We start from the raw sequence: 24,918 nt of genomic DNA on the forward strand, positions 1-24,918 counted from the left end.
GGCGACGTGACCGACACCGTGACCCTCCCCCGCCACGAACTCGCCCAACTCGAGCACCTCGTCGAATCCCTCGAAGAGGCCGCCCTCGACGCGCAACGCCTCCTGTCCGCCGAGGACCGCGGCTGGGCGCGCCTCACCGCCGGCGACGGCACAGACGTCATCGACCGCGCGTCGATCATGCAGGTCGCCGCCGTCGCCCGCATCAACGTGGCCGCCGACCCCCTCATCAAGCGCGGCGTGAACCTGCGCATCGCGTACCTCGGTTCCCCGTCCGTGTCCGCGCCCAGCAGCGATGACGGGCAGGACCTCAACGCCGTCGTCCAGGCCTTCTGGGACGACCCGGAGAACGCCGAGACCTTCACCAGCGTGCAGGCCTGCGCCGAACGTGAGCGCGCCCGCAACACCGACGGCAACACGTTCCACGCGCTGCCGACCGACCCCCGCACCGGCCGCGTGCGGGTGCGGGTCATCCCGCCGTCGCAGGTCACCGACATCATCACCGACCCGGAGGACGCGGCCACGCCGTGGCTGTACAAGCGGACCTACACGGCCAAGCGCGTCACGCAGAACGCCCTCGGCACCACGAGCACCGTGACCGAGGCACGGACGGTGTACTACCCCGACGTGAACTTCCGCCCAGCCACCCGCGCCAGGTCGATCGACGGGCACCCCGTCGAGTGGGACAAGCCCGTCGTCCACACCGCCGTCAACCGCCCGAGCGAGTCCCGGTGGGGCATCCCCGACGTCCTCGCCGCCCTGCCCTGGGCCGCCGGGTACAAGGACTTCCTGCAGGACTGGGCGAAACTCCACAAGGCCCTCGCGACCGTCGCGTTCCGTGCGACCGCGAAGACCCGCCGTGGGGCCGCGCAGGTCCGCGAGAAGTTCGCGAGCGTCCCCACCGACGGCACCGGTGTCGGCCAAGTCGCCGTCACCGGCGAGGGCCAGACGTTCGAGGCCGTGTCCAAGTCGGGCGCGACCATCGACGCCGGCTCGTCCAAGCCCTTGGCCGGGATGGTCGCGGCCGCTCTCGACCTGCCCGTCACCATGCTCCTGTCCGACCCGGGCGTCACCGGTGCCCGCGCCACCGCGGAGACCCTCGACCGTCCCCTCGAGCTGGAGCGGATGCTGCGCCGCGCTGTCGACTCCGACCTGATCCGCACTGTCCTCGGGCACGTCATCCGCGAAGCGGTCCGCGCGCCCGGCGGCCCCCTTCGCGGCACGATCCTGCGCGACCCCGGGTCGCAGCGTGAGGTCATCGACCTGGCAGGCGACCAGCAGCACGACGTCACCGTGGACTGGCCGTCGCTGGAGAAGGTCGACGTCAAGACCGTCATGGAGTCCCTGGAGATCGCCGACGGCCTTGACGTTGTCGACCCGCTGACGATCGCGCGTCTGGTGCTCGTCGCGCTCGGCATCGACGACGTGGACGGGGAGCTGGAGCTCGTGAAGGACGACGACGGGAACTTCGTGCCTCCGTCCGCGGGCACCGCGCTGGCCTCGCAGGACCCGGGCTATGACGGCGCCGGCAACCCCCAAGGTTGATTGTCGTGGCAATCAACGAGGAGACCCTCGTCCTGCTCGACGGGATGCGGACCGGTGTCGGCACGCACGTCGACCAGGTCACCCAAGACCTCACCCTCGCCTGGTCGAGGGCATGGAACGAGGTCGCCGCTGAGTGGGAGGCAGCGATCGCGGACCTCGTCGCCGCCAGCAAGGACGGGAAGTGGCCGCCCGCATCGAAGGTGCGTCGTGCTCGCCGGGCGCTGCGTGCTCGCGACGCGACGCGTGAGCTCCTCAAGGACCTGCAAGGCCTCGTGCCGGTGCGGGTCGTGCAGGACGTGGACGTGCTCCTCGAGGACGTCACGGAGTGGCAGCGGCGCCTGACCGCGTCGCAGTTCCCGCCGCAGGCTGGTGGGACCGCGGTGGTCGCGTCCGGGTTCGACCTGGTCGACAAGGACGCGATCCACGTGATCGTGGACCGCACCTCGAGCGAGGTCGTCGCCCGGTCGCGGCCGCTGTCCGCGCAGGCCGAGGCCGCGATGCGCTCCACCCTCGTCAAGGGCGTCGCCGTGGGTGACCACCCGGAGACCGCGGCCCGCGAGATGGTCGCCCGCGTGCACGGCGCGTTCGACGGCGGGCTGGACCGGGCGAAGGTCATCGCCCGCACCGAGCTGCTCGACGCGCACCGTGCAGCATCCCGCGCGCAGCAGGACCGCCTCGCCGGTCAGGGCGTCGTCACCGGCTGGCAATGGATCGCCACCCTCGACCAGCGCACCTGCCCGTCCTGCCTGTCGATGCACGGCACGCAGCACCCGCCGGCCGTGGCCGGCCCCCTGGACCACCAGCAAGGCAGGTGCGACCGGCTCCCGGTCGCAGCGTCGTGGAAGGACCTCGGCTTCGACATCCCCGAGCCGGAGCCGATCCTGCCGGACGCGCGGGCGTGGTTCGACGGGCTGCCCCAGTCGCAGCGTGTGCAGATCATGGGCGCGCAGCGGCTGCAGCTGCTCGACTCCGGGAGGGTCGGGTGGGCGGATCTGGCGAAGCGTCGCGACACCGACGGGTGGAGGCCGAGCATTGTGCCGACGCCGGTGCGGGACCTCGCGTCTTAGACCCAGCCGCCGAGCTCGCGTGGCGTCACCATCGTGACGGTCTCGCAGAGCCGGCACACCTGCTCGACGTAGGCCCCATTGTCCGTGAGCACGGACTCGACGACTCGCCAGTCGTGGCCGGGGCACTCGCGGGGTGCGTCGCCTTCGTTGCGGTCGTCAGCGCCCACGCAACAGCCGCCACACCAGGCCCGCCACGCACACGATCGCGAGCAGCAGGAACGCGGCGCCGACGTTGTCCTGACCTGCAGCTACTGCGACGGCACGCAGCACCCAGAACCCCAGGATCAACAGCAGCCAAGTCCGCGCCGACCAGCCATCCCGCTGGGCGGGTCCCTCTTCGACAGTCATGCCCAACACGATCCCACGCCGAGGAGGCGACCGCCATGCCCAAGCGCATCACCGAGGCGTCCACCCTGACCGTCACCGAGTCCCCCACCCCCGGACGCATCAGGCTCCAGCTGATCGACGCCGGATGGGGCTCCTCGGGCTACTACTCCCCTCAGGTCCTCGAGAACGCCGCCAACGAGCAGGTCTTCCCCGCCGGCACCCACATTTTCTTCGACCACCCCTCCGAGTCCGAGCGTCACGACCGCCCCGAGCGGTCCGTGCGCGACCTCGCGATGGTCCTCGACGAGGACGCCACCTACGACCCGGCGACCACGGCCCTCGTCGCCGAAGCGAAGGTCATCGGCCCCTACCGCGACCTCGTCACCGACCCGGTGTTCATGGAAGCCGTCGGCATGAGCATCCGCGCCGCCGCCGACACCACCGTCGGTGAGGCCGAAGGCCGCAAGGGCACGATCGTCACCCAGCTCATCGAGGGCGTGTCCGTGGATCTCGTCACCCGCGCCGGCCGCGGCGGGCGGATCCTGGCCGCGGTCGAGTCCGCTCGCGCGCAGGTCCGCGAGGCCCGCGCCAACGACACCCGCGACGCGCTGCACGGCGCCGTCAAGGCCGCGCACGGCGGCGACGAGACGTGGACGTGGGTCCGCGACTTCGACCCCGACGCCGGCCTCGTCTACTTCGAGGTCGAGGACGACGAGCAGATGCGCACCTACCAGCAGCCCTACGAGCTCGCCGACGACGGCACCGCGTCCCTGACCGGTGAGCCCGTCGAGGTTCGCGTCTCCACCAGCTACGTGCCCGTGGGCGCCGACAACGGCGCCCCCACAGATGTCCCGGCACCCGCCGGACAGTCCACAGCCACCGAATCTGAGGAGATGAACATGGCTACCACCCAGATCGAGGAGTCGCAGCTCGCGGCCCTCCGTCAGGACGCCGAGCGGGTGCCCACGCTCGAGTCCGAGCGCGACACCGCCACCGCCCGCGCCGAGGCCGCCGAGGCCCGCGTCGCCGCGTTCGAGCGCCGCGAGGCCATCGACCGCGTCGTCAACAGCGTCGAGGGACACGACACCCTCAACGCGCTCGAGCGTCGCGGCATCACCGCCGACGCCCTCCAGGCCGACGAGCTCGACGAGGACGCCCTGCGTACCGCCGTCGAGTCCGCCGTCGCTGACCGCGCCGCCGCCCAGGGCGCCGGCCGCATCACCGGCTTCGGCGCCACCGAGTCCACCGGCGACAAGATCACCGCCACCGAGTCCACCCGGAGCGTCCTGTCCGCGTTCCGCATCCCCGCCACCCAGGAGGGCTGACCCATGAAGAACGAGTACATGCGCCCCGCCGCCGAGCTGTCCCTCCCGGTCGTCGCCGGCACCAAGTCCGGTGACCCCGTCCGTGTCGGCGCAATCAACGGCGTCGCCGCCACCAACATCGGCGAGGGCGGCAACGCCGCCGGCAACGCGTCCGTCATCACCGACGCCCGCTCCTACACGTACGAGGTCGGCGGCGCCATCGCCGGCCCGTTCACCCCGGTCTACCTGACCGCACGCGCCGGCGCGACCGCCCCGGTGCTGTCCACCACCGGAACCGGCGCACCGTGGGGCTACACCGTCCCCAAGGTCGGCGAGACCGGTCAGCGCGCCGGGACCTCCGGCGTCGCCGTCGTCCGTCCCGCCCAGGTCTGAGGAGGACCACCATGACCAACCACATCAAGGCCCTGGCCGAGTCCTTCGGCATCGCCGACCTCGCCACCCCCCTGCGGCGCCTCGGCCTGTCCGAGTCCGACATCGACGACACCGCGCGGCTCCTCGGGCTCGCCTGGAACGGCGACCACCGCGCCCGCACGGCCGTCAACGAGGCCCTCACCACGAGCGACCTGTTCGTCTCCGCCTCCGGGGAGGTCTTCGACCGCGCCCTCATGGCCGAGTACGAGCGGATGCCCGTGCAGTGGTCGAAGATCAGCTCGCGCACCACCGTCAACGACTTCCGCCCGAAGAAGCTCGTCGACCTCATCGGTGGCCGCGGCGTCCTCTCCCGCGTCCCGGAGCACACGAACTACCCGGAGGCCTCCCAGTCGTCCGCGGAGTCCGAGATCCGGGTCGAGAAGTACGGCGAGCAGTACGGCTACACCTTCGAGGCCCGCAAGAACGACCGCCTCAACGAGCTGCAGCGCATCCCCTCCGGGTTCGCCGCGAAGGCCCGCGCCACCGAGGACTACGCCACGCTCTCCGCGCTGGCCAACCCCGTCACCGGCGCCCCGAGCACGGCGTTCTTCAAGCCCGCCAACCGCAACATCTGGACCGGCGCGCTCACCGCGGAGAACGTGCAGGCCGGCCTGACCGCGCTGCGCACCCAGCGCGACACCGACGGCAACCTGCTCTACCCGGGCGAACTGCACGTCGTCGTCGGCCCCGCGCTCGAGTTCACGGCACGGCGCATCTTCGGCGCGCAGCAGATCCGCACCACCACCGGTGGCGTGGAGGTCGTCGAGGCCAACCCGCTGGCGGGCACGTCGTGGACGGTCATGGACAACCTGCCGGGCACGGCGTGGTTCATCCTGCCGAAGCCGACCGCCGCCCGCCCGGCGCTCTTCACCGCGTTCCTCGCGGGCGAGGAGACGCCGGACCTGCGGGTCAAGAAGGACCAGGGCGTGTCCACCAGCGGTGGCGACGTCCCGGTCGAGGGTGGGTCGTTCGACGACGACACCATCTACTACCGGGTGCGTCACATCACCGGCGGTGCCCCCGGCGACCCGAAGTTCACCTTCGCGTCCGACGGCACGGGCACGACGCTGGCCAAGGCCGGGTGGTGAGCATGGCGAAGACCGTGAAGTTCGTTCACGTCGTCGACGCCGAGGGCCACCCGATCGATGGCTTCACCGACCCGGTGCCCTCGCACTGGATCGACTCCGACCTGCTCCCCGAGGGCACGAAGGAGGCCCCGGCGCCCGAGGTCCACGAGCAGTCCACCAACGTCGACGAGCTCACCGCGCGCGTGGCGGACCTCGAGGCCGAGAACGCGTCCCTGCGCGCGCAGCTCGAGGACCAGGGCCAGGTGGACGTGCCTGCCGGCAACGCGTCGACTGAGGTGTGGGCGGCGTGGGCCGTCGAGCACCGCGGCGCCAAGGAGGAGGACGTCAAGGGCAAGTCCCGTGACGAGCTCCGCGAGCAGTACGGGCCGCAGTCCAGCTGACGCGCTTCTCTCGCCCCTCGGCCTGACCGGTCGGGGGGTGGGGGTGGCGCGTCAACACGGGACCCCCGCCCGACTGGACATCACCGACTCGTGAAGGTCCGTTCGGGGCGCTTCCTTTCCGCCCTGCCATGAACGTTCCTGCGCGCCAACCCCTTCCACCACGAGAGGAGCCTCGCCGTGGCTGACATCGACGACGTCCGCTTCCTGATCGCCGACCTCGACCCGACCGACCAGCTCCTGCCCGACTCGCAGCTCCAGGCCGCGCTCACCGCGGAGGGCGGGTCAGTCCTGCTCGCCGCGGCCCGCTGCCTCGACGCGATCGCCGTGTCCGAGGTGCTCGTCGGCAAGAAGATCCGCACGCAGGACCTGCAGACCGACGGCGTGGCCGTCGCGCGGGAGCTGCGGGAGCAGGCCGCCGCGCTGCGCGCCCGGGCCCGCGACGAGGACCCCGACCTGGGGGGCTTCGATGGGTTCGACCTGGCGCCGGTGGTGCGTGACGGGCGACGTCCCGAGCACACGAACGACACCGTGTGGGGCCTGTAGCCATGCCCTTCCCCGGCACTCGCGTCGTGCCCACCGGGTGGTCCCGCCATCACCAGCCCGTCGCCTCCGGCGGCATGAACGCCGCCTGCGTCATCACCGACCCCGCCCACGCCACCCCCGGCGCGTGGGACGACACCACCGGCACCTACGCCCCGTCCGCCCCCTTCGTCCTCCTGCCGCCCCCCGACGGCCCCGAGGAGGACGGGTGGCCCTGCCGCGTGCAAGCCATCCAGTCCGACCAAGACGCCGAGCAGGCCGGCCAGGCCTCCACCACCCGCCGCTACCTCGTGCAGCTCCACGACCCTGACCTGACCACGCTCCCCGACCTCGAGCAGGGCCACGTCGTCACGATCGTCACCGCCATCAACGACCCGCACCTGACCGGCCTGGACCTCGTCGTGGAGGACGTGCAGCACGGCTCCGAGCGGTTCACCCGCGACCTTGTCTGCACCCACAACCAGCAGCCACCCACCAGCTGAGGAGGGGTCCATCGTGGCGACCACGACCGGCATCCTCGAGTACCAGGCCGCGATGCGTCTGGCGTCCGCGACCGTCGGCGCCCGCGCTGCCGCTGCCACCAGGCGGACCGCCGCAGCGATCGAGCGGGACGCGAAGACCCTCGCGCCCGTGGACACCGGCAACCTGCGGGCCAGCGGCGGCACCGAGTACGCCGGCGACGGCCGCCACGGCGTCATGACCGCCTCCGTGGGGTTCACCGCCAGCTACGCGATGTACGTCGAGCAGGGCACCTCCCGCGCGGCCGCGCAACCGTTCCTCGCGCCCGCCACCGACCGGCACGTGCCCGGGTGGACCGCTGCCCTCGAACGCATCGCGGGAGGTGGCCTCACGTGACCTCAAGCCGCGAACTCCACGACGCCCTCGTCCGCGCCCTCGAGCCCGTCACACGGTGGCGCCACCCAGCACCGGGCGACGGGCCCCCGGTGCGCGTCAACGAGGTCGGGCTCGACGTGTGGGAGAACCACGTCGGCGACGCCCGCATCGACCCCGACGGCACCGCCCACGCCTACCTGTTCCTCCAGACCTCCCCCGGCGGCCGCAACCACACCCGCGCCGTCGCCGCCACCACCCTCACCCGATGGCGGCCCATCCTCACGTTCGCCGGCGGCACCCCCGCCAAGACCCGGTGGGGCATCGACCACGCCCGCCCCCTCCTCGACGGTCTCACCCTCACCACCGTCGACGGCCGCGAACTCACCGCGCCCCTCCACGAAGGCTTCACCGCCTTCGACGACTACGACCCCGGCCCGCTGCGGCTGGACCAAGACCCCAGCCCTCCGCGCTGGTACGTGCCCATCCAGTACGCCACCCAGGCGTCCTGACCCCACCCATCCGAATCTCGCCCTGAGGAGGGCCCACGCATGAGCGACACCAAGCACCCGCTCGAGGTGGTGCGCGTCAAGGACCCCAGCACCGGGGCCGAGTACAACGCCACCCGCGCGCACGCCAGCAACATCCACGCCAAGGTCCTCGAGGGGGAACCGGTCGTCGACAAGCACGGCCGCCCCCGCGCCTCGCACCCCGCGCCGGGCAAGGCCCGCACCGACCTCGCCGGCCAGACCGTCATCAGCGAGAAGTCCACGCACGAGGAGCTCGACGCTGCCGCCGCCGAGCGCGGCGTGGACCTGACCGGTGCCACGACCAAGGCCGACAAGGTCGCCGCCATCACCTCCGCCACGAAGGAGAACTGACCATGGTCCTCAACGTCCCCTCCGGCATCACCGCAGCCGGCAAGCTGTCCCTGACCATCGTGCCCCGCGCCGGCATCGCCAACCTCGCCGCGATCACCCAGACCGAGGTCAACGCGGTCGGCGCCGTCAACGTCTCCTGCGTCCTGCAGGGCGACGGGTACGGCCGCTCCACCAGCGAGTCCACCGGCACCGGCCGCCGCGCCTGCGAGGAGTACGAGTACGACATCCCCGGCACGAAGAAGACCGAGTTCGACCAGACCCGGTTCGTGTACGACCCGCAGGACCCCATCGCCGCCGTGTCCATCGCCTACGCCGCGCTCACCGAGGGCGAGGAGTACGTCCTGATCGAACGGTTCGGCATCTCCGGCAAGCAGGAGCTCGTCACCGGCGACATCTACTCCGCGTACCCGGTGCGCCTGTCCATCAAGGAGGGCCTGGTGCCCGGCGGTGAGGGCGAGCTCGAGTTCTACGCCCAGTTCCGCTCCACCGGCTCCCCCGCCCGGGACAAGGCCATCGTCGCCGGCGGCGTCTGACCGCTCCCTTGAACGCCGGTGGCTGCCGTTGGGCACGGCGGCAGCCACCGGTCCAAGCATCTTCCCTTCGTGCCCGCCCCGTGCCCCACCCTCACCAAGGAGATCCGTCGTGCCCGACACCACCACCCCCCAGGCCGCCAAGCCCAAGCCCGCCGACCTCGACCAGTTCGACTTCGACGCGTTCATCGCCGGCGTCGTCAACCCCACCAAGACCGTCGCCATCGCCCAGAACCGCGCCCTCGGCCAGCAGATCCAGGAGCAGCTCCGCGAGATCCTCGTCCTGGAGCGTGAGCAGGTCGACGCCAAGGCCGAGGGCCGTCCCGCGAAGCGTCGCGCGGCCACCACGGAGTCCCCCGAGCTGGAAGAGGCCCGCGCCCGCCTGGTCGACCTGGAGGAGCAGGCCAAGTCCACGTTCGTCTACGTGCGCGTGGAGGGCCTGACCCGCGCGACCCGCCGGCAGGCCGCCGCCGACGCGAAGGCCGGCAACGGCGAGCTCGACGAGTACAACCAGTCCGCGATCGCGCACTGCGCGCAGGTCTACAAGCTCGACCCCCGCGTCCACCCGGACGCCCCCGGGCAGGTGCTGACCCTCGAGCAGTGGGGCGTCATGGCCGAGAAGATCGGCGCCCTGCAGTGGGAGGCGATCATCGACGCCCTCAACGATGCGACCGCCGCCGGGGTGGAGCCGGATTTCTCGCAGCCGCCCTCTGCCTCCCCCGCTGGAGACACCTCCTCCAAGAGCTGAGAGCAGCCCGCTCCATCGGGCAGCCGCTGTCCGTCCTGCGCGGGCAGCGGCGCCCCGGAGCGAAGTGGCGGCGCCGCGACCGGCTCCTCCTCCTCGCCTTGCAGGCCTACGAAGACGACCTGTGCCCCTCCTGCGGCACGCCCCGCACCTACGCGATGGACCCCGACGCGGCCGGCCACCTCCACGTCCACGGCGCCACCTGCCAAGGGTGCGCGGCCCTGGAGCGGGAGGACAAGCGCCGCGGTGACCGGCCGGCACCTCCTGGGCACCGCCAGTACGTCACGCCCGACAAGGTCCTCGAGCACGCGATGACATACCCGATCCACGTACCGCCCTTCCACGCCTGACCGAACCACCCCCGGAAGGGAGGGCCCGTGACGCAGGTCATCCGCACCCGCCTCGAAGTCGACGCGACCAAGGCCGTCGCCGGATTCAAGCAGGGCGAGCAAGCCGTCCACGGGTACGAGAAGGCCGTCAAGGGCGTCACCGCCGCCGAGCGGGGCATGTCCGGGTCCGGCGGTGGCCTGGACCGGCTGACGACGTCCATCCACGCCAACCGGGCCGCGTGGGACGACCTCTCGTCCAAGGCCATGCTCGGTGGGGCTGTCGTCGCCGGCGGCCTGGGGCTCGCGACGAAGGCCGCGATCGGGTGGGAGTCCGCGTGGGCGGGCGTCACCAAGACCACGGACGGCACCCCCGAGCAGATGGCCCAGCTCGAGGAAGGCCTGCGCGGGCTGGCCAAGGAGCTGCCCGCCACCCACGAGGAGCTCGCCGCCGTCGCCGAGGCCGCCGGCCAGCTCGGCGTGGCCCGCGAGGACATCCTCGGATTCACCGAGACCGCGGTCGCGCTCGGCGAGTCCACGAACCTGACCGCCGACGAAGCCGCCACGTCCCTCGCCAAGTTCTCCAACGTGATGGGCACCACGTCCCGCGAAGGCGTGCAGGGCTACGAGCGGCTGGGCGCCACGCTGGTCGCGCTCGGCAACGACGGCGCCTCGACCGAGGCCGACATCATGTCGATGGCGCTGCGGCTGTCCGGCGCAGGCAAGCAGATCGGCGCGACCGAAGCCGACATCCTCGCCCTGTCCAACGCCCTGTCCTCTGTGGGCATCGAGGCCGAGCTCGGCGGCGGCGCCATGTCCCGCGCGCTGCTCGAGATGAACTCCGCCGTCATCTCCGGCGGCGAGGAGCTGGACGCCTTCGCGGAGATCGCGGGCGTGTCCGCGTCCGAGTTCGCCACCGCGTGGCGCAAGGACCCCATCGAGGCCACGAACCTGTTCGTGACGGGCCTGGGCCGCATCGGAGAGTCCGGCGGCGACGCGGCAGCGGCGCTCGACGCGGTCGGCCTCGGCGGCACCCAGAACGCTCAGGTGCTGCTCCGCGCGGCCGGCGCGTCCGACCTGGTCACCGAGTCCCTCAAGCTCGGCGCGACCGCGTGGGAGGAGAACGCGGCCCTGGCCGAGGAGGCCGGCAAGCGGTACGCCACGACCGAGTCGCGGCTGCAGATCGCCAAGAACACGATGCGGGACGCCGCGATCGACGCCGGCTCCGTGATCGGGCCGATGTTCGCGGCCGGCGCCGAGAAGGTCGCCGGCCTCGCCAACGCCTTCGTGAGCCTGCCCGAGCCCGTTCAGTCCACCATCACTGGCGTCGCCGGTGTGACAGCCGGCGTGGGGCTGCTCGGTGGAGCAGCGGTCAAGGCCGTCGGCGCCACCCACGACTTCCGCAACCGCCTCGACGAGATCGGGATGCTCACCCCCAAGGTCGAGCGGGGCCTGGACGGGGCAGCCAAGGCCGCCCGCGGGTTCGCTACCACCCTGGCGATCTCCGCGGCCGTCGGCACCGTCGGGTCGCTCCTGCAGGACAAGGGCAGCGCCGTCGGCGTCGAGGAGCTGACGAAGAACGTCCTGGACGCCGACGACGCGGTGGCCGTCTTCAACAACTCCATCGCGGCGAACGCTGCCGAGATGGGCTACATGCAGGACAACGTCTCGTCCTTCGACGATGCCCTGCGCGTGGCCTTCAACCCCGACTGGATGGACTCCACGTCCAGCGGATTCGACGGCGTCTTCAAGGCCATCTCGTTCGGTGCCGCGGACATGCAGACGACCGTCGACGAGTCCAACAAGACCCTGACGCAGCTCGACACGGTCCTCTCCGGGCTGGTGTCCCAGGGCCGCGGTGACGTCGCGGAGGAGCTGTTCGGGCAGTTCGCGGCGAAGGCCAACGCTGCTGGCGTGTCGACGGACGAGCTCCGGTCGAAGCTGCCGCTGCTCACGGAGGCGCAGGCAGCCGCCGGCAACCAGGCGAAGCTGACCGGCGACGACACGGCCGGGCTCGGTGACGACGTGGACGCCCTGGGCGCCGACATGGACCAGGCCGCGGAGGACGCCGAGGAGCTCACGAAGGCCATCAAGGGCCTCGGCGACGCGACGCTTGGAGAGCGCGGGTCCGCGCGCGAGTACCAGGCGGCCCTTGACGCGGTCGGCAAGTCCATCGAGGAGAACGGGCACACCCTCGACATCTCGACGGAGGCCGGCCGCGCGAACGAGGCGGCGCTGGACGATCTGGCGAACTCCACGCAGGAGTGGGCTGCGGCTGTCTTCACCGCCACGGGCGACGTCGACAAGGCGCAGGGCATCCTGTCGCAGGGCCGCAAGCGGTGGATGGAGTACGCGACCGCGCTCGGTATCCCGAAGAAGGAAGCCAAGGCGCTCGCCGACGAACTGTTCAAGCTCGAGGGCGTCGACGTCGCCGCGAAGGTCAAGGTCGACACGACGAAGGCGTCCGCGGACACGCAGGAGCTGCAGCGCAAGATCAAGGACATCGACGGGCAGGTCGCGCAGGCACAGGTCAAGGAGACCGGTTCGACCGAGGCCCGAAGCAAGGTCCTGGACTTCACGAGCACTCTGTTCGGCTTGCCCAAGGGCAAGGACGTGGCTGTCACGGAGCACGGCGCGACGCCAGCGAAGGCGCGCGTCATGGCCTTCAACGAAATGATCCGCGACACCACCGGCAAGACGGTGACCGTCACGGAGGCCGGGTCCTCGTGGGCGGCGAAGGGCCGCGTCGACCAATTCCGTACGTCCATCGCCGAGGTCGACGGCAAGTGGGTCACCGTCACCGAGCTCGGGTCGACCGCCGCCGGCGGCCGGGTCGTCCAGTTCAAGAACAAAATCTACGAGGTGCCGCCCTCACGGACGGTCACGATCGAGGCGAACACGGGCGCGGCCCTGGCGGCCCTGGCGGGCGTGCAGGCCGCGATGAACGCGATCCAGCCGAAGACAGTCACGGTCACTACGCAGCACCGCAACGTCGGCCTCAAGGCCGCGGGCGGCATCGTAGGTGTCGAGCCGATGGCGGCCGGCGGGATGCGCCCCGGCGGGTCCGTGCGGCCCGGGATCTACCCGACGTCCACGCGCGGGATCCTCATGGCCGAGGACACCCGCTCCAAGTGGGAGTCCTATATTCCAGAGCGGCCGGACTTGCGGGGCCGCGCGGAGGCGATCCTCGCGGAGACCGCGCGGCGCTTCGGCAAGGCCGTCGTGCCGCTCGACCAGATCACTCAGATGGCCGCTGGTGGCGTGTGGCACCACTCGGCGTACTACCTGCGCAAGCAGGCCGAGTGGGAGGCGCTCCGCGCCAGCGGCGCCGAGGGCGGCACGAGCTCAGGTGGCCTGAACGGCCGCACCGCCGAAGGCGGCACGAGCTCCGGGTCGCTCAACGGCCGGGGCGCGTTCGTGCGCTCCCCCAGCAAGCACCTGGGCCGCACCTACGTCACACCCGCGCAGTCCTACGGCGGCGCGTCCGGCCGGTCGAGCAACTCGCAGGTCATCGCGCGTCTGCACCCCCAGGACGCGGCTCTCATCGCGCGAGTGGCGCGACGCCCGGTCGAGATCGAGATCGACGGCGTGAAGCTGGCCCGCGCCAATTCGGTTGCGAACCGCCGGCACGGCTCGGCACGGACAGGAGCACTCAATGGCGGATGACCTGTGCGGCCTCTACTGGATCGGGCACGTCGGAAGCCTGCACCCGATCCTGCTGCACGTCGGCGAGCACAAGCGCACGTCGCAGCCGCGGGTGAGCCTGTCGGAGACCCTGTCTGGGCGTGTCCTGGCGCAGCTGTCGCCGCGTCGCACCGCCCCGCGGTCGTGGTCGATCGGTGGCCCGGACGAGCTGGTGAAGGACGTCGCGGCCCTCGGTGAGGTGCTCGCGGGTCTGCGCCCGCCGTATGTGTGGGTGGAGCCGTGGGCGCAGGTGACGAACCTTCTGACTCCGCGCTCGAGCCTGTGGCAGGACACGGTGGCCGCGCAGTTCTCGGTGTCGATGGCTGGCCGCTACCCACTGGATGGTGGCGGGTACGCGGCGGCGACGGTGGTGCAGTCGAACGTCGCGCAGTCGATGATCTCGGGTGCGGCCCCGGTCGTGCAGGGGCTGCCGGTGACGGTCGCCGCGTGGGTGGCTGGCACGTCCGCGCGCGTCAACGGACAGTTCCTCGACTCCAACCGGGTCGCGATCAGTCAGTTCGCGGGCAACACCGTGACCGGCGTGGACGTGCTGCGCCGGTCGCACAAGACGTTCACGCCCGCCGAGGTGCCGTCCAACGCTGTCGCGGTCCGCCTCTTCACGACCAACGCCAGCGTCGCGGCGCGCGCGCAGGTGACGTGGACGTCCGGGCCCGTGGACTGGTCCATCGGCGGTGGCGCGTCCACGGTCGTCGTCACCGACGAGTCCCTGGACACGACGTGGGCTGTCCCTGACCCGGGCTTCGCGCACGGTCGCCGCGCGTCCGTCGCGTTCACCGTGACCGAGATCGGCGCTCCCTGATGCGGCCCGGGAACTGGCCGGACCGCGACGTCCGGCACTTCGATGTGGTCGCCCGCTTCAACGGCGGCCCTCCCGTGCTCGTGGAGTCGATGCGCCTGTCGCACTCGATGATCGACGGGCACCCCTCGGGTCACGGCGGCGGCATGTCCACGTCGGGGTCCATCACGATCTTGCGGGACGCGGTCGCCTCGTCGCTCAGCCCCGAGCCGTGGGGCCGCCAGGGCGACTTCCCCCCGCGCTCGGGCACCCCGGTCACCATCGACATCACCGACGGCGAGGGCCAGTCGTGGCGCCGCCTGACCGGGATCACGGAGCGCGCCACCGGGTCCTTCTCGTCGCGCTCGGTGACGATCCCCGTGCGGGACCAGGTCGACAAGCTGGGCGTGGTCGTCTCGTCCGGTCCGATGCTGGACATTCACCCGCCGCTGGCCGACGGCGGCGAGTACCGCCGCCCCCGCGCGTGCGCTGAGTGGCTGCTGGACCGGGCCGCCCGCGCCGCCGGGTGGTACGCCACCCCGCAGATGCGGTGGGAAGCGATCTTCTCCGCACCGATGGTCGGGTCGCTGTGGCCCGAGCGCGGGTCGCTGCAGTCGTCCACCAACTCGGCGGGCGACGGCGGGCCCACGATCGCGTGGACGTCGCAGTGGCAGGCCATCAAGGACGCCTCCGCGATCTGGGACACGACGGGCACGACGAGCATCCCCGAGCTGACGATGGCGCTGCACACGCAGGCGGCGGGCACGTCGATGCGAGTGCAGGTCACGTCGGAGGCTGGCTACGGCGCCTACGTGCTGACGGACTCGGGCGGATCGATCCGTTTCGGGACGGTCGACGGCGGCACGATCACGGAGCGCGGCACCCTCGCGAAGGGGGCGGCGACCCGGGTGGGGCTGCGGGTGACGACCACGGCCGGCGGCACGATGGGCATCACGGTCCGCACGGACACGGGCGCTCAGGCCACGGCCACGCCCCCGTCTGACCCGACCTACGCGTCACTGACCTTCTCGCGGGTGCGGGTGTACGGGACCGGCATCCTCGGGTGGGTGCAGGTGCTCGCCAACCCGGGCACGCAGTGGATGCTCCTGGACGTCCCGACGTCGCCGACCAACGCGGTGCAGCGCGTCGGTGAGACCCCTGAGCGGTGGGACGCGGCCCCGCAGGTGTGGGACTCGACCGCCGTGGACCTGCTCTCGTCGTGGGCGCGCGCGACGTGCGGGCAGGTGTGGATCGACATGGACGGCCGCCTGCAGATCGCGGCCCGTGGCGTGCTCGAGGCGGTCGGGTCCGTGCTGACCCTGTCCTCTCGTGACGCGCTGCTGGACGTGGACTGGGAGGACGACGGGATGCACGTCGCCCGGCAGGTGCGCGTGCTGCACCAGCACCCGAAGATCCAGCGCGGCCGGTACGCGCAGTGGCGGGTGTGGCAGGGACGCGCGCAGACCCTCTCCGCGGGCGAGGAGGACATCACGACGGTGGAGATCCCCGACGACGAGGACTGGATCTCGCTCGACGCGTCCCCGCACCGGGTGACGACCACGACGAACCGCCTCGACATCCTCCGCAACACCGTCATCGGCGGGATGCAGATCAGCGACACGGCCGACTCGACCAACGTGCCCGCCGCGTTCCTGGACACGTCCATGACGGTCGACGGGCCGCGCGCGTGGGAGGTGCGCGTCGCCCCGTGGGCCACGCTCGACCCGTCGCAGTCGGTCGTGACGATGGTCCCCGAGGAACTGACCAGCGTCCCCAAGCGCTACCGCGGCCTCCCGCTGCCGGACGTGAAGGCGAAGGCGCGGGTCTACCGCCTCGAGCGGGAGACCATCGTCGACACGGTGCCCGGCGACTACGCGACGGTGCAGATGTACGAGCACGACGCGGGCTGGTGGGTGCAGAACGGGGACCGCCGCACCCTCCTGCACACCTTCCTGCGCTACCAGATGGGTGAGCAGCAGCCGTGCCCCACGGACGTCTCGGTCGCCCCGGACCTGCGCGTGGAGCTCGGCGACGTCATCACCATCGAGGACGCCGACCGGACCGGGGTGCGCGTGGTGATGCTCACCACCGGCATCGACGAGGACTTCTCTGTGGGCTCGGGCCTGTCGATGAGCCTGTCCGGCCGCGAGATCGGCTGGGCGCTGCCGTCCGCACTGACACCTGACGACGCCGGGCACACCCCCGCATGGACCTTGGAGGCTTCCTGATGGCAGACCGGACCACACCGCAGGGCCTGCAGGTCTTCGACTCCGGCGACCCGGGCGCGGTCATCAACAATGGGATGGCCTCGGCTGACTCGACGGACGCGGCGATCGGTCGTGTCGCGCAGACCGCTGGCGAGGCCAAGGCTGCCGCGGTGCCCGTCGCGTCGATCTCCGGGGACAACGCCGACACCTGGACGTCGATGGGCTCGCGCATGGCGTGGGCCGTGCACGGCGTCGCCAACACCCCCCGGGCGGGAGTGTCGTGGCGCATCGACACCACGGTGCTCGCGTCGTCGGCGATCCTGCAGGTCGCGACCGCCATCGGTCTCGCGAGCGAGCAGTGGTCTCGCTTCAAGGGGTCGGTGTCGTGGACGGCATGGTCCCGCATGGATCAGGGCGCGGCCGTGGAGGCCCTGCAGCCGCAGATCGCGGCCGCGGGGTCTGGCGGCTCCCCTGCCGGGTGGCGGCGGGTGCCGCTGGCTCTGACGGTCGGGCAGGGCGCGGCCACGCAGACGGGCACCACGGGTGGGGTGCGCTTGCCCGTGCACCCCGGCGTGGCCGTCTCCCGCTGGCGCCTGCACGCGACCAACGTCAACCCGCGCTTCGGCTCCCCCTCCGGCACGGTCACCGTGTCTGGCGTGTGGGTCGGCGCTGCGGGTGCGACCGCCGGCACGTGGGCGTCCGCACCGACGAAGGTCTCCAACGGCAGCGCGGGCGCATCGGCCGGCGAGTGGGTCTCGGAGTGGATCAGCACCCCCATCCCCGCGTCGTCGTCCACGCTCATCGGCGCCGCATGGTCCGTCTCGGGCACGTCCACGGTCCAGCAGACCTTCGCGGTCGGGCACACCACGACGCAGACCGACGCGGGCAACAACGCCGCCGCCGTCACCGCGTCGTCGTCGGTGCCGCTGCACTGGTGGGTGGAGGCCGAGGTGCCCGCCGCAACGCCCACCCTCGCCGTCATCGGCGACTCCATCGCCTCCGGTGTCGGCTCCACCCGTGGCGTGGCCGACTCGTGGCCCGCGATCTGGGGACGCACCAACGGCGTCCTCGTCTCGCACTACAGCGCGTCCGGTGATGCGCTGTCCGCGTGGGGTGACTCGACCGCCTACAAGTGGTCGATGTACCCCGGCGCGGGCAGGCCCGACGCGGCCGTCCTCGTCCTCGGCTCCAACGACATCTTCGGCGGCGCGACTCTCGCGACGCTGCAGACCAACGCGGGCAAGGTCGCCGACGCCGCCAAGCTCGTGTTGGGCGCGCCGCTGCACCTGGGCACTATCACCCCCCGCGATGGCGTCACCGGGGCGATGGAGACCGTGCGCCGCGACTACAACACGTGGCTGCGCGGGCGTCCTCTCGCGGCCCGGTCGGTGTCCGAGGTCAGCGCGGCCGTGTCCACGGATGACGAGACGCTCACGCCCGCGATGACGTCCGACGGCATCCACCTGACCACGGCCGGGTCGACGGCCGCCGCAGGGACCGTGTCGAAGGCGACCGTCATGGCACCCGCCCCGACCGTCGCGGCCGCGCAGGTCAGCGACGCCACGACCACGGGCCGTGCCGTGATGACCGCCACGGACGCCGCCGCCGCACGCACAGCGATAGGCGCGGCCGAGCAGCGCGACACCGGCTGGCGCGCCCTGACCGGCGGCACGAAGGTGCAAAGGGTCGGCTCGACCGTCTTCGTCCAGTACTACGGGAGCCTGCCCGCTGGCACCGGGGACATCGACGCCGACACCCTCCCCGTCGGTTTCCGGCCCAAGTGGCACGCCGCCGCCGCCTACCACATCGGCCCGACGTCGCTCGCCAAGGCCCTCGTCCTCACCACCGGGCAGGTCCGCTTCTACGGCATCACCGCCTCGGGAGCCTTCGTCACCCTGACCGTCGCCTACGCGACCCCCGACGCGTGGCCCACCACCCTGCCCGGCACCCCAGCCTGACCCGAGAGGACACCCCATGCCCGACCTGACCGCCCTCACCGACGACGACCTCGACACCCTCCGCCGCGACGTGCTCACCGAACAGGAACGCCGCGCCCGCGTGACCGCCGCACCCGAGCAGCTCGCCGACCTGACCCGCTCAGCCGTCGAGTCCGGCGCCGACCCCGACACCCTCCGCGCCGCCGTCGAAGACGCCCTGACCTGACAGGACCGCCCCGAGTCGTGCAGGACCCGGGGCGGCCAAGCACCACCCTCCCACCCCACCCAGGCCGCCGCCTGAGCATTCCTGCTCACGGCGCCTGCTGCACCAGGAGCGCCGACGATGAGGAGCGACATGCCCAACCGCATCTATCGGGGCTCCCACCCGCCACGGAAGATCGACCACGTCCTGGCACACCCCTACGAGGTCCTCATGGCCGCCGCTGGCCTGATCGCGTGCGCGGCCCTCCTAGCAGCCGAGCTCGGGGCGCCCATCACCATCTCGCCGACCATGCGGGACCTGCCCTCGACCGTCGCGTGGCTCGTCGGCGCGTCCGGCGTCGTCGGCAACACGCTCGTCATCGCCGGCGTCTTCGACGACGGTGAGGACCTGATGCGCGGCTGGATGATCGAGCGCGTCGGGCTCGTCGCCGCCATCACCTCGTGGGGCGCCTACTCGCTCGCCGTCGCCGTCATCCACCCCGGCGCCGCGATCTCCTACGCCGTCACCCTCTTCGTCGCCGGCGCGCACGCCGTGAGATTCGTGGCGACCCTGCGCGAGGAGTCCACGACCCGCACCGCCATCCGCACCCACGGAGACCTGTGATGGACGGCGGGCAGATCACCGCCCTGACCGGGCTCCTCGTCGCTCTCGGCTCCGGCGCGTCATGGCTGATCGTGCGCTGGGACAAGCGCCGCTCCGCCGTGCCCCGCAGCCAGGCCGCGACCGCGCAGGCCGCGCAGTCCATGACCGACGCCCTCGACATCGTGCAGCGCTCTCTCGGTGAGGACCTGACCCGGGTGCGACGCGAGGCCGACGAGGACCGCAGGAAGCACCGTGCCGACCGCGACGCCGACCGGGCCCGACTCGACGCACTCGACACCGAGGTGCAGGCCCTGCGACGCGAGGTCCGCACCATCCGCACCGCGTGGGCCGACTGGTACCAAGGCCTCGTCGACCGCTGGCACATCCACCGGGAGCAGCCCGCGCCGCCCATGCCTCCCACGCTCGACGCCTGACCCCCGTTCGCCCTTCGCCCCCGCGCCATCCCGGTCCGGGGGTTTCGTCTTGCCCGAAGGAGTCCACCCATGAGCGTCACCGTCGACCGCACCACGCAGCGGTACTCGTCCGGGGAGCAGGACGCGCCACGCATGGTCCTGCTGCACACCACCGAAGGGTGGGGCTGGCCGTCCTACGGCGGCGGCGGGTCCGCGCCGCACGCCACGATCAAGCCGCTGCCCGGCGTCGGCATCGAGGTCCGCGAGCACATCCCCTTCGGCCAGTTCGGCAAGGCCCTGGCGAACCGCGCGGGCGGGGTGCAAACCAACACCACCGGCGTCCTGCAGTTCGAGCTCATGGGCACCTGCGACGAGTCCCGCAGCGGCCTGTACTTCTGGCCCAACGCCGACGACCAGGTGCTCGCCGCCCTCGCCGACTACCTGCGACCGATCATGCGCCAGTACGGCATCCCGCACACCTCCGACGTGACGTGGAAGGACTACAACGCCGGCCGCATCCCCTCGTCCTACGGGCTGTCCAACGGGGTGCGGATGTCCCACACCAGGTGGATGACCTTCCGCGGCATCTGCGGCCACCAGCACGCGCCCGAGAACGACCACGGCGACCCCGGCAACTTCCCCATCGACACCCTGCTCCGCCACCTCGGCGGCACGACCACCACCACCTCACAGGAAGACGACACCGACATGGCCTCCCTCTCCGACATCGCCGCCGCCGTCCGCGACGGCATCACCGCCCACTGGTCCGAGTCCGTCAGCATCCCCGGCGAGACCAAGCCCCGCACCCGCAACCAGATCCTCATCTGGGGCTACACCCGCGCCGGCGCCGCGGCCCGCGACTCGCAGAAGGCACTCGCGGTCGCTCGCGCCGTCGCCCGCCGGCAGGGCCTCACCGACGACCAACTCGACGACATCGAGGACAAGGTCGACCGGCTCATCGACCGGACCGAGTCGTGAAGCGCGGCCTCTTCGACCACGTCGCCGACTACCTCTCGGTGCCGGACCACGACGCCGTGATCGTCCAGGCCCTCGGCCTGCTCGCCGCCGGCGCCTTCCTCGCGCTGTACGGCGCCCTGCGCCTCCTGCCCAAGAAGATCGGAGCCTCCGCATGAACGCCTACGAGCTCAAGGCCCTGCAGCGCCGCGGCATCACCGTCTCAGCGCTCGGCTGCGTCATGCTCGACGTCACCAGCCCGCCCATCAGCCGTCTCCTGCCCGCGACGTGGCTCTACTCCTCGCCGCACCCGGACCGGCGATGGATCAGCGGCGCGCAGGACGAAGGGCACGTCACCCTGCTCTACGGCCTCCTCGACAACGCCCACACCATCCGCGAGGACATCGACGAGGCCCTCGACGGGTGGGATCCGGGCACGATCGAGACCGCCCACGTCGGCGTCTTCCCCTCCCCCTTCGACGACGAGCCCTACTCCTGCATCGTCGCCCACCTCGCACTCACCGAGCAGCTGCGCGACGCGCACGCCCGCCTCTCGCTCCTGCCGCACATCGACACCCACCCCGAGTACAAGCCCCACGTCACCCTCGCCTACGTGCGCCGCGAGTACGAGGGGGACGCGGTCCGGCTCATCGAGCAGGAACTCGGCTGCGTCAAGGGCGGCCTCGACTTCGAGCCCGTCGCCCTCAACTACGGATACCCGCCCAAGATCGGAGCCACGTCATGACCGCCCCCACTCGCGCCTCCCGGCACGCCCTCAAGACCGACGCCCGCAACCGGGCGTGGCGCACCCTCCTGCAGGGGCTCGCCACCGACGTCCTCGTTGCGCTCGCCGCCGCGCTCCTCGCGTGGCTCCCCGACGCCGACATCACCAGCGGTGAGGCGTGGGCCGTCATCGGCGTCACCCTCGCCAAGACCGCACTCACCACGGCCGCGTCGTGGATCATGCGAGCCAAGCTCGACGGGTCCGCCCTGCCCACGCCGCTGCCGCCGGCCGACCCGGGCGAGCCCGACGACACACCCTGACACCGGTGCCCTACGCTGTGCCGCGACCCTGCCCTTCGAACGGGTCGCGGCGGTCGAGCACAGGCAGAGGGGACCCGACCGCCAGCAGCACCCCCGTCGCCTCCCCCCCGATGGCGGGGGTGCTGCGCCCCTACTCACACCACTGAGCGCCCCCTTCGCCACCACGGTGAAGGGGGCGCTCTTGTCGTACCTGCGTGCCACGATCCCGCCTCATGTGGCGCTACACCCTCCGCGACCTCCACCCCGGCGACGACCCCGAAGCCTGGGCCTGCGAGCTCGCCGACGAAGGGTGGCGCCTGTGGATCCCCGGCAACACCGGCGCCGACACGGTCATCAACGGCCGCGCGGTGCGCCGCTACAGCCTCCGCAAGTGGACCGGACCCGGCGACCCGCCACCCAACGACTGGGACTGTCACCGCGCAGTGGCATCCTGACCGCATGACGAAGGGGATCGTGGGGGCGGCAGTCGCGATGCTCGCGCTCAGCGGGTGCGCCGTCCCGGCCGGGAGCGAGCCCGAGGCGATCACCACCACGGTCACCGCCACGCACGAAGAAGTCGTGGTCGTCGTGGAAGAGCCGCCCGTCACCAAGACCGAGACGGTCACCGCCACGGCCACACCCGAGCCCTCGAGGACCAGCAACACGCCGAAGCCCACCACCACACCGTCGGGCACGTCCGCCACGCTGACCGTGCTCGCGCAGCTGCCGGTGAAGGGCCGGGCCCCGAAGACCAGGTACGACCGCGCCATGTTCGGGCAAGCCTGGTCCGACGACGTCACCGAGCAGTACGGCCACAACGGCTGCGACACCCGCAACGACATCCTCCGGCGCGACCTCACCGACGTCGTCATCAAGCCCGGCACCAACGACTGCGTGGCCCTCTCCGGCACCCTCCGCGACCCCTACACCGGCCGCAGTATCCCCTTCGTCCGTGGCCAAGCCACCTCGAGCGCGGTGCAGATCGACCACGTTGTCGCGCTGTCCAACGCCTGGCAGACCGGCGCGCAACAGCTCACGCCGGAGCAGCGGCAGAACTTCGCGAACGACCCCCTGAACCTGCTCGCGGTCGACGGGCCGACGAACGCGCAGAAGGGCGACGGGGACGCCGCGACCTGGCTCCCACCCCGCAAGCCCTACCGGTGCGACTATGCCGCCCGCCAGGTGGCCGTGAAGAAGAAGCACAACCTGTGGGTCACCCCGCCCGAAAAGGAAGCTCTGAACCGGATACTCTCCGGCTGTGGGGGCACGCCACTGCCGACCCGCTAGGCATCTTCGGGGAGGAAGATCATGGCTCGCATCACCACGACCCAGCGTCGTCGCAGCAAGGCCCAGAACAAGCTCCTGGCGATCGGCGGCGGCATCGTCGGGTTCGTCATCCTGATCTGCTGCTGCTTCGGCGCCATCGGCAGTGTGTTCGGCGACGAGGAGGACACGGACCAGCGCCGGCCGCTGGTGTCGACCAGCACGACCACGACGACCCGCACCTCGAGCACGACGACCAGGTCGACGACGACGAGCACGACCACCACGACGAAGAGCTCGAGCTCGTCCAAGTCGTCGACGCAGCCCAGCCGCACGACGTCGAGCTCACCGAAGCCGAAGCCGACCTCGTCGTCGACCGCCCGGGCGCCGCAGCCCCTGACGACCCAAGCCCCGAAGACGACCACGCAGGCGCCCCCGCCGCCTCCGCCGGCGGCACCGCCGGCCGCCTACTACGACAACTGCAGCGCCGCGAAGGCCGCGGGCGCCGCGCCCGTCTACCGTGGCCAGCCCGGCTACGGCGACCACCTGGACCGTGACGGCGACGGCGTGGGCTGCGAGTCCTAGAGTTACGGTCATGGCGCGCTACCCCTCCGGCATCACACCCCTGCTCGGCGAGCACGTGGACGACGTCCGAGTCCGGGCCGCGCGGATGGCTCTCGAGATGGACGCTCATCCCGTCGGGGCGACCGCGCCGTGCATGAACCCGGAGTGCGCCGGCCCCGTCGACTACGTCGGCACCGGCCATCTCACGCTCTACTGCTCCACCACCTGCCGCAACCGCACCTCCTACCTGCGGACCCTCATCACCGACGAGCTCGAGCTCCTCGAGGAAACCCTGGACGAAACCAAGCACAAGCAGGGCATTCCCCGCCAGGAGTACCTTCAGCGGGCCCGGATGCTCCGCTGGTGGGCAGCACGCCTGACCCCGATCACCGAACGCTGACGCCAGCCGCCACGGCGCCGGCCACGCCCCTCCTCGACGTCAGTACAACCCCTGTGGAACTATCGCCCCGCTGACCGCGCTCAGGTGCGACATGCCGACGAGGAGCATGTCGTCGGTGAGGTCCTGGGGGGTCATCGAGGTGTCGCCGATGACGAGCGCCGGCAGCAGGCCGCGGGCGTCGGCCGGCAGCGGCTCCATCGCCTCGCGCATCCCCGACCGCAGGTGCTCGGCGGCAGCCCGCACCGGGGAGCGCTCGCCCAGCGGCCGGGGTGGGCCGCGGGGGCTGAGCACGGCGATCTCCGGGTCGGCGGGCTCGGCGGGGGCGAGCCGGCCCGTCAGGGCGATCCGGTCGTGCCAGCCGACCTCGCCCCAGGGCTGCCCCGCCCGGACGAGGACCGGTGCGCGCACCCGCGTCGTCACCCCGCGGGCGGTGACCGATTCCAGCCGCACCCGCAGCAGGACCTGGTCGGGGGCGGGGCTCCCTTCGTCTCCCGAGGCACGGCCGGCGCGGACGATCGGCTCGGTGAGCACGACGCCCTCCGCCCGCACCATCGCGCGCTCGGCGACGAGGCGGTCCACGGGGCCCACCCGACGGGTCGCCTCGTGCACGGCCGACGACCCGAGGACGAGCCCCGCGGCGACGAGGGCGAGACCGAGCACCGCCGGCCCGTCGCGTCGCCACGACGCCCGGGCGTGCCGGCCCCGGTAGCGCACACCCCCCACCCACAGGCCCAGCACGAGCAGGAGCGCGAGCGTCGCGACCTGGGCACGCACCGCCCCGGACCACGACAACGCCCACGCGCCGAGGGCCCACGCGGCGAGGCACGGCAGCAGCAACCGCAGGTCGAGCAGCGGTGCGCCCGCGGGCTCCTCGGCCAC

General features: G+C 72.0%; 32 protein-coding genes. 29 read left to right on the forward strand and 3 right to left on the reverse strand.

The features are described from left to right. Positions 1 to 6: 6 nt before the first annotated feature. On the forward strand, positions 7 to 1,542 hold the full coding sequence (locus JT1_RS07825) for a hypothetical protein (protein WP_068325024.1): 1,536 nt from the start codon (positions 7 to 9) through the stop codon (positions 1,540 to 1,542). A 5-nt stretch (positions 1,543 to 1,547) separates the two neighbouring features. Next, on the forward strand, positions 1,548 to 2,609 hold the full coding sequence (locus tag JT1_RS07830; RefSeq protein ID WP_068325025.1) for a phage minor head protein: 1,062 nt from the start codon (positions 1,548 to 1,550) through the stop codon (positions 2,607 to 2,609). On the opposite strand, the gene JT1_RS18360 is transcribed toward JT1_RS07830, so the two are convergent. After that, positions 2,606 to 2,776 (reverse strand): 3-oxoacyl-ACP reductase, encoded by a 171-nt coding sequence (locus tag JT1_RS18360; protein WP_169701915.1) that lies wholly within the window; start codon positions 2,774 to 2,776, stop codon positions 2,606 to 2,608. The two genes, JT1_RS07830 and JT1_RS18360, sit on opposite strands and share 4 nt — an antisense overlap. After that, positions 2,766 to 2,957 (reverse strand): hypothetical protein, encoded by a 192-nt coding sequence (locus JT1_RS07835; RefSeq protein ID WP_068325026.1) that lies wholly within the window; start codon positions 2,955 to 2,957, stop codon positions 2,766 to 2,768. The genes JT1_RS18360 and JT1_RS07835 overlap by 11 nt, the downstream gene beginning before the upstream one ends. A 35-nt stretch (positions 2,958 to 2,992) precedes the next feature. Between JT1_RS07835 and JT1_RS07840 the strand changes: the two genes are divergently transcribed. From JT1_RS07840 to JT1_RS07965, 27 genes are all read left to right on the forward strand, one after another. Beyond that, complete coding sequence (locus JT1_RS07840) at positions 2,993 to 4,261, forward strand: hypothetical protein (protein WP_068325027.1); 1,269 nt, start codon at positions 2,993 to 2,995, stop codon at positions 4,259 to 4,261. A 3-nt stretch (positions 4,262 to 4,264) separates the two neighbouring features. Next, on the forward strand, positions 4,265 to 4,633 hold the full coding sequence (locus tag JT1_RS07845; protein WP_068325028.1) for a capsid cement protein: 369 nt from the start codon (positions 4,265 to 4,267) through the stop codon (positions 4,631 to 4,633). Between the two features lie 11 nt (positions 4,634 to 4,644). Beyond that, entirely contained in the window at positions 4,645 to 5,760 is a 1,116-nt protein-coding gene (locus tag JT1_RS07850) for a phage major capsid protein (protein WP_068325029.1), read from the forward strand. Positions 5,761 to 5,762: 2 nt separating this feature from the next. Further along, positions 5,763 to 6,140 (forward strand): hypothetical protein, encoded by a 378-nt coding sequence (locus JT1_RS07855; protein WP_068325030.1) that lies wholly within the window; start codon positions 5,763 to 5,765, stop codon positions 6,138 to 6,140. Between the two features lie 177 nt (positions 6,141 to 6,317). Further along, on the forward strand, positions 6,318 to 6,683 hold the full coding sequence (locus tag JT1_RS07860) for a hypothetical protein (protein ID WP_068325031.1): 366 nt from the start codon (positions 6,318 to 6,320) through the stop codon (positions 6,681 to 6,683). Between the two features lie 2 nt (positions 6,684 to 6,685). Further along, positions 6,686 to 7,162 (forward strand): DUF6093 family protein, encoded by a 477-nt coding sequence (locus JT1_RS07865; protein ID WP_068325032.1) that lies wholly within the window; start codon positions 6,686 to 6,688, stop codon positions 7,160 to 7,162. A 13-nt stretch (positions 7,163 to 7,175) separates the two neighbouring features. Further along, positions 7,176 to 7,535 (forward strand): HK97-gp10 family putative phage morphogenesis protein, encoded by a 360-nt coding sequence (locus tag JT1_RS07870; protein WP_255218286.1) that lies wholly within the window; start codon positions 7,176 to 7,178, stop codon positions 7,533 to 7,535. Further along, positions 7,532 to 8,023, forward strand: a complete 492-nt coding sequence (locus JT1_RS07875; protein ID WP_068325033.1) for a hypothetical protein — start codon at positions 7,532 to 7,534, stop codon at positions 8,021 to 8,023. The genes JT1_RS07870 and JT1_RS07875 overlap by 4 nt, the downstream gene beginning before the upstream one ends. A 39-nt stretch (positions 8,024 to 8,062) precedes the next feature. Next, complete coding sequence (locus JT1_RS07880) at positions 8,063 to 8,392, forward strand: hypothetical protein (RefSeq protein WP_068325034.1); 330 nt, start codon at positions 8,063 to 8,065, stop codon at positions 8,390 to 8,392. A 2-nt stretch (positions 8,393 to 8,394) separates the two neighbouring features. Next, positions 8,395 to 8,925, forward strand: coding sequence for a phage tail tube protein (locus JT1_RS07885; protein ID WP_068325035.1), 531 nt, complete (start codon positions 8,395 to 8,397; stop codon positions 8,923 to 8,925). Positions 8,926 to 9,034: 109 nt separating this feature from the next. Continuing rightward, positions 9,035 to 9,670 carry a hypothetical protein gene (locus JT1_RS07890; RefSeq protein WP_068325036.1) on the forward strand — a complete coding sequence of 212 codons (636 nt, stop codon included), beginning with the start codon at positions 9,035 to 9,037 and terminating at the stop codon, positions 9,668 to 9,670. 98 nt (positions 9,671 to 9,768) lie between these two features. Beyond that, positions 9,769 to 10,017: a hypothetical protein gene (locus tag JT1_RS07895; protein WP_068325037.1), complete on the forward strand. Its 249-nt coding sequence runs from the start codon at positions 9,769 to 9,771 to the stop codon at positions 10,015 to 10,017. 27 nt (positions 10,018 to 10,044) lie between these two features. Next, positions 10,045 to 13,659, forward strand: coding sequence for a phage tail tape measure protein (locus JT1_RS07900; protein WP_068325038.1), 3,615 nt, complete (start codon positions 10,045 to 10,047; stop codon positions 13,657 to 13,659). Further along, a complete protein-coding gene (locus JT1_RS07905; RefSeq protein ID WP_068325039.1) occupies positions 13,649 to 14,497 on the forward strand; it encodes a hypothetical protein in 849 nt (282 codons plus the stop codon). The genes JT1_RS07900 and JT1_RS07905 overlap by 11 nt, the downstream gene beginning before the upstream one ends. Further along, the gene (locus JT1_RS07910) at positions 14,497 to 16,701 is read left to right on the forward strand and encodes a hypothetical protein (protein WP_068325040.1); all 2,205 of its coding nucleotides are present in this window, start codon (positions 14,497 to 14,499) and stop codon (positions 16,699 to 16,701) included. The genes JT1_RS07905 and JT1_RS07910 overlap by 1 nt, the downstream gene beginning before the upstream one ends. After that, positions 16,701 to 18,638: an SGNH/GDSL hydrolase family protein gene (locus JT1_RS07915; RefSeq protein WP_068325041.1), complete on the forward strand. Its 1,938-nt coding sequence runs from the start codon at positions 16,701 to 16,703 to the stop codon at positions 18,636 to 18,638. The genes JT1_RS07910 and JT1_RS07915 overlap by 1 nt, the downstream gene beginning before the upstream one ends. A gap of 16 nt (positions 18,639 to 18,654) precedes the next feature. Next, complete coding sequence (locus JT1_RS07920) at positions 18,655 to 18,843, forward strand: hypothetical protein (RefSeq protein ID WP_068325042.1); 189 nt, start codon at positions 18,655 to 18,657, stop codon at positions 18,841 to 18,843. A gap of 129 nt (positions 18,844 to 18,972) precedes the next feature. Continuing rightward, positions 18,973 to 19,443, forward strand: coding sequence for a hypothetical protein (locus tag JT1_RS07925; protein ID WP_068325043.1), 471 nt, complete (start codon positions 18,973 to 18,975; stop codon positions 19,441 to 19,443). Further along, positions 19,443 to 19,856, forward strand: coding sequence for a hypothetical protein (locus JT1_RS07930; protein ID WP_068325044.1), 414 nt, complete (start codon positions 19,443 to 19,445; stop codon positions 19,854 to 19,856). Before JT1_RS07925 ends, JT1_RS07930 begins: the two co-directional genes overlap by 1 nt. Positions 19,857 to 19,925: 69 nt before the next feature. Then, entirely contained in the window at positions 19,926 to 20,813 is an 888-nt protein-coding gene (locus JT1_RS07935) for a hypothetical protein (RefSeq protein WP_068325045.1), read from the forward strand. Further along, positions 20,810 to 20,968 carry a hypothetical protein gene (locus JT1_RS18365; RefSeq protein ID WP_169701916.1) on the forward strand — a complete coding sequence of 53 codons (159 nt, stop codon included), beginning with the start codon at positions 20,810 to 20,812 and terminating at the stop codon, positions 20,966 to 20,968. Before JT1_RS07935 ends, JT1_RS18365 begins: the two co-directional genes overlap by 4 nt. Beyond that, positions 20,965 to 21,534: a 2'-5' RNA ligase family protein gene (locus JT1_RS07940; RefSeq protein ID WP_068325046.1), complete on the forward strand. Its 570-nt coding sequence runs from the start codon at positions 20,965 to 20,967 to the stop codon at positions 21,532 to 21,534. The genes JT1_RS18365 and JT1_RS07940 overlap by 4 nt, the downstream gene beginning before the upstream one ends. After that, positions 21,531 to 21,833, forward strand: coding sequence for a hypothetical protein (locus JT1_RS07945; protein ID WP_068325047.1), 303 nt, complete (start codon positions 21,531 to 21,533; stop codon positions 21,831 to 21,833). The genes JT1_RS07940 and JT1_RS07945 overlap by 4 nt, the downstream gene beginning before the upstream one ends. 212 nt (positions 21,834 to 22,045) lie before the next feature. Beyond that, positions 22,046 to 22,267 carry a hypothetical protein gene (locus tag JT1_RS07950; RefSeq protein ID WP_068325048.1) on the forward strand — a complete coding sequence of 74 codons (222 nt, stop codon included), beginning with the start codon at positions 22,046 to 22,048 and terminating at the stop codon, positions 22,265 to 22,267. A 4-nt stretch (positions 22,268 to 22,271) separates the two neighbouring features. Then, on the forward strand, positions 22,272 to 23,099 hold the full coding sequence (locus JT1_RS07955; protein WP_068325049.1) for an HNH endonuclease family protein: 828 nt from the start codon (positions 22,272 to 22,274) through the stop codon (positions 23,097 to 23,099). A 21-nt stretch (positions 23,100 to 23,120) separates the two neighbouring features. After that, positions 23,121 to 23,660 (forward strand): excalibur calcium-binding domain-containing protein, encoded by a 540-nt coding sequence (locus JT1_RS18670; RefSeq protein ID WP_218005567.1) that lies wholly within the window; start codon positions 23,121 to 23,123, stop codon positions 23,658 to 23,660. A 10-nt stretch (positions 23,661 to 23,670) separates the two neighbouring features. Next, positions 23,671 to 24,039, forward strand: coding sequence for a hypothetical protein (locus JT1_RS07965; protein ID WP_068325051.1), 369 nt, complete (start codon positions 23,671 to 23,673; stop codon positions 24,037 to 24,039). A 39-nt stretch (positions 24,040 to 24,078) separates the two neighbouring features. Here JT1_RS07965 and JT1_RS07970 read toward each other — a convergent pair whose 3' ends face one another. Further along, positions 24,079 to 24,918 carry a hypothetical protein gene (locus JT1_RS07970; RefSeq protein WP_068325052.1) on the reverse strand — a complete coding sequence of 280 codons (840 nt, stop codon included), beginning with the start codon at positions 24,916 to 24,918 and terminating at the stop codon, positions 24,079 to 24,081.

It is taken from the genome of Janibacter terrae NBRC 107853 (genome assembly GCF_001591405.1).
Classification (GTDB): Bacteria; Actinomycetota; Actinomycetes; order Actinomycetales; family Dermatophilaceae; genus Janibacter; species Janibacter terrae.

Bases quoted from the DNA above. Each gene is read 5' to 3' on its own strand.
- JT1_RS07855 (WP_068325030.1), top strand. From the start codon at position 5,763: ATGGCGAAGACCGTGAAGTTCGTTCACGTCGTCGACGCCGAGGGCCAC.
- JT1_RS07880 (WP_068325034.1), top strand. From the start codon at position 8,063: ATGAGCGACACCAAGCACCCGCTCGAGGTGGTGCGCGTCAAGGACCCC.
- JT1_RS07845 (WP_068325028.1), top strand. From the start codon at position 4,265: ATGAAGAACGAGTACATGCGCCCCGCCGCCGAGCTGTCCCTCCCGGTC.
- JT1_RS07945 (WP_068325047.1), top strand. From the start codon at position 21,531: ATGACCGCCCCCACTCGCGCCTCCCGGCACGCCCTCAAGACCGACGCC.
- JT1_RS18670 (WP_218005567.1), top strand. From the start codon at position 23,121: ATGGCTCGCATCACCACGACCCAGCGTCGTCGCAGCAAGGCCCAGAAC.
- JT1_RS07920 (WP_068325042.1), top strand. From the start codon at position 18,655: ATGCCCGACCTGACCGCCCTCACCGACGACGACCTCGACACCCTCCGC.
- JT1_RS07835 (WP_068325026.1), bottom strand. From the start codon at position 2,957: ATGACTGTCGAAGAGGGACCCGCCCAGCGGGATGGCTGGTCGGCGCGG.
- JT1_RS07910 (WP_068325040.1), top strand. From the start codon at position 14,497: ATGCGGCCCGGGAACTGGCCGGACCGCGACGTCCGGCACTTCGATGTG.
- JT1_RS07935 (WP_068325045.1), top strand. From the start codon at position 19,926: ATGAGCGTCACCGTCGACCGCACCACGCAGCGGTACTCGTCCGGGGAG.
- JT1_RS07955 (WP_068325049.1), top strand. From the start codon at position 22,272: ATGACGAAGGGGATCGTGGGGGCGGCAGTCGCGATGCTCGCGCTCAGC.
- JT1_RS07925 (WP_068325043.1), top strand. From the start codon at position 18,973: ATGCCCAACCGCATCTATCGGGGCTCCCACCCGCCACGGAAGATCGAC.
- JT1_RS07850 (WP_068325029.1), top strand. From the start codon at position 4,645: ATGACCAACCACATCAAGGCCCTGGCCGAGTCCTTCGGCATCGCCGAC.
- JT1_RS07930 (WP_068325044.1), top strand. From the start codon at position 19,443: ATGGACGGCGGGCAGATCACCGCCCTGACCGGGCTCCTCGTCGCTCTC.
- JT1_RS07885 (WP_068325035.1), top strand. From the start codon at position 8,395: ATGGTCCTCAACGTCCCCTCCGGCATCACCGCAGCCGGCAAGCTGTCC.
- JT1_RS07840 (WP_068325027.1), top strand. From the start codon at position 2,993: ATGCCCAAGCGCATCACCGAGGCGTCCACCCTGACCGTCACCGAGTCC.
- JT1_RS07965 (WP_068325051.1), top strand. From the start codon at position 23,671: ATGGCGCGCTACCCCTCCGGCATCACACCCCTGCTCGGCGAGCACGTG.
- JT1_RS07865 (WP_068325032.1), top strand. From the start codon at position 6,686: ATGCCCTTCCCCGGCACTCGCGTCGTGCCCACCGGGTGGTCCCGCCAT.
- JT1_RS07950 (WP_068325048.1), top strand. From the start codon at position 22,046: ATGTGGCGCTACACCCTCCGCGACCTCCACCCCGGCGACGACCCCGAA.
- JT1_RS07915 (WP_068325041.1), top strand. From the start codon at position 16,701: ATGGCAGACCGGACCACACCGCAGGGCCTGCAGGTCTTCGACTCCGGC.
- JT1_RS07940 (WP_068325046.1), top strand. From the start codon at position 20,965: ATGAACGCCTACGAGCTCAAGGCCCTGCAGCGCCGCGGCATCACCGTC.
- JT1_RS07905 (WP_068325039.1), top strand. From the start codon at position 13,649: ATGGCGGATGACCTGTGCGGCCTCTACTGGATCGGGCACGTCGGAAGC.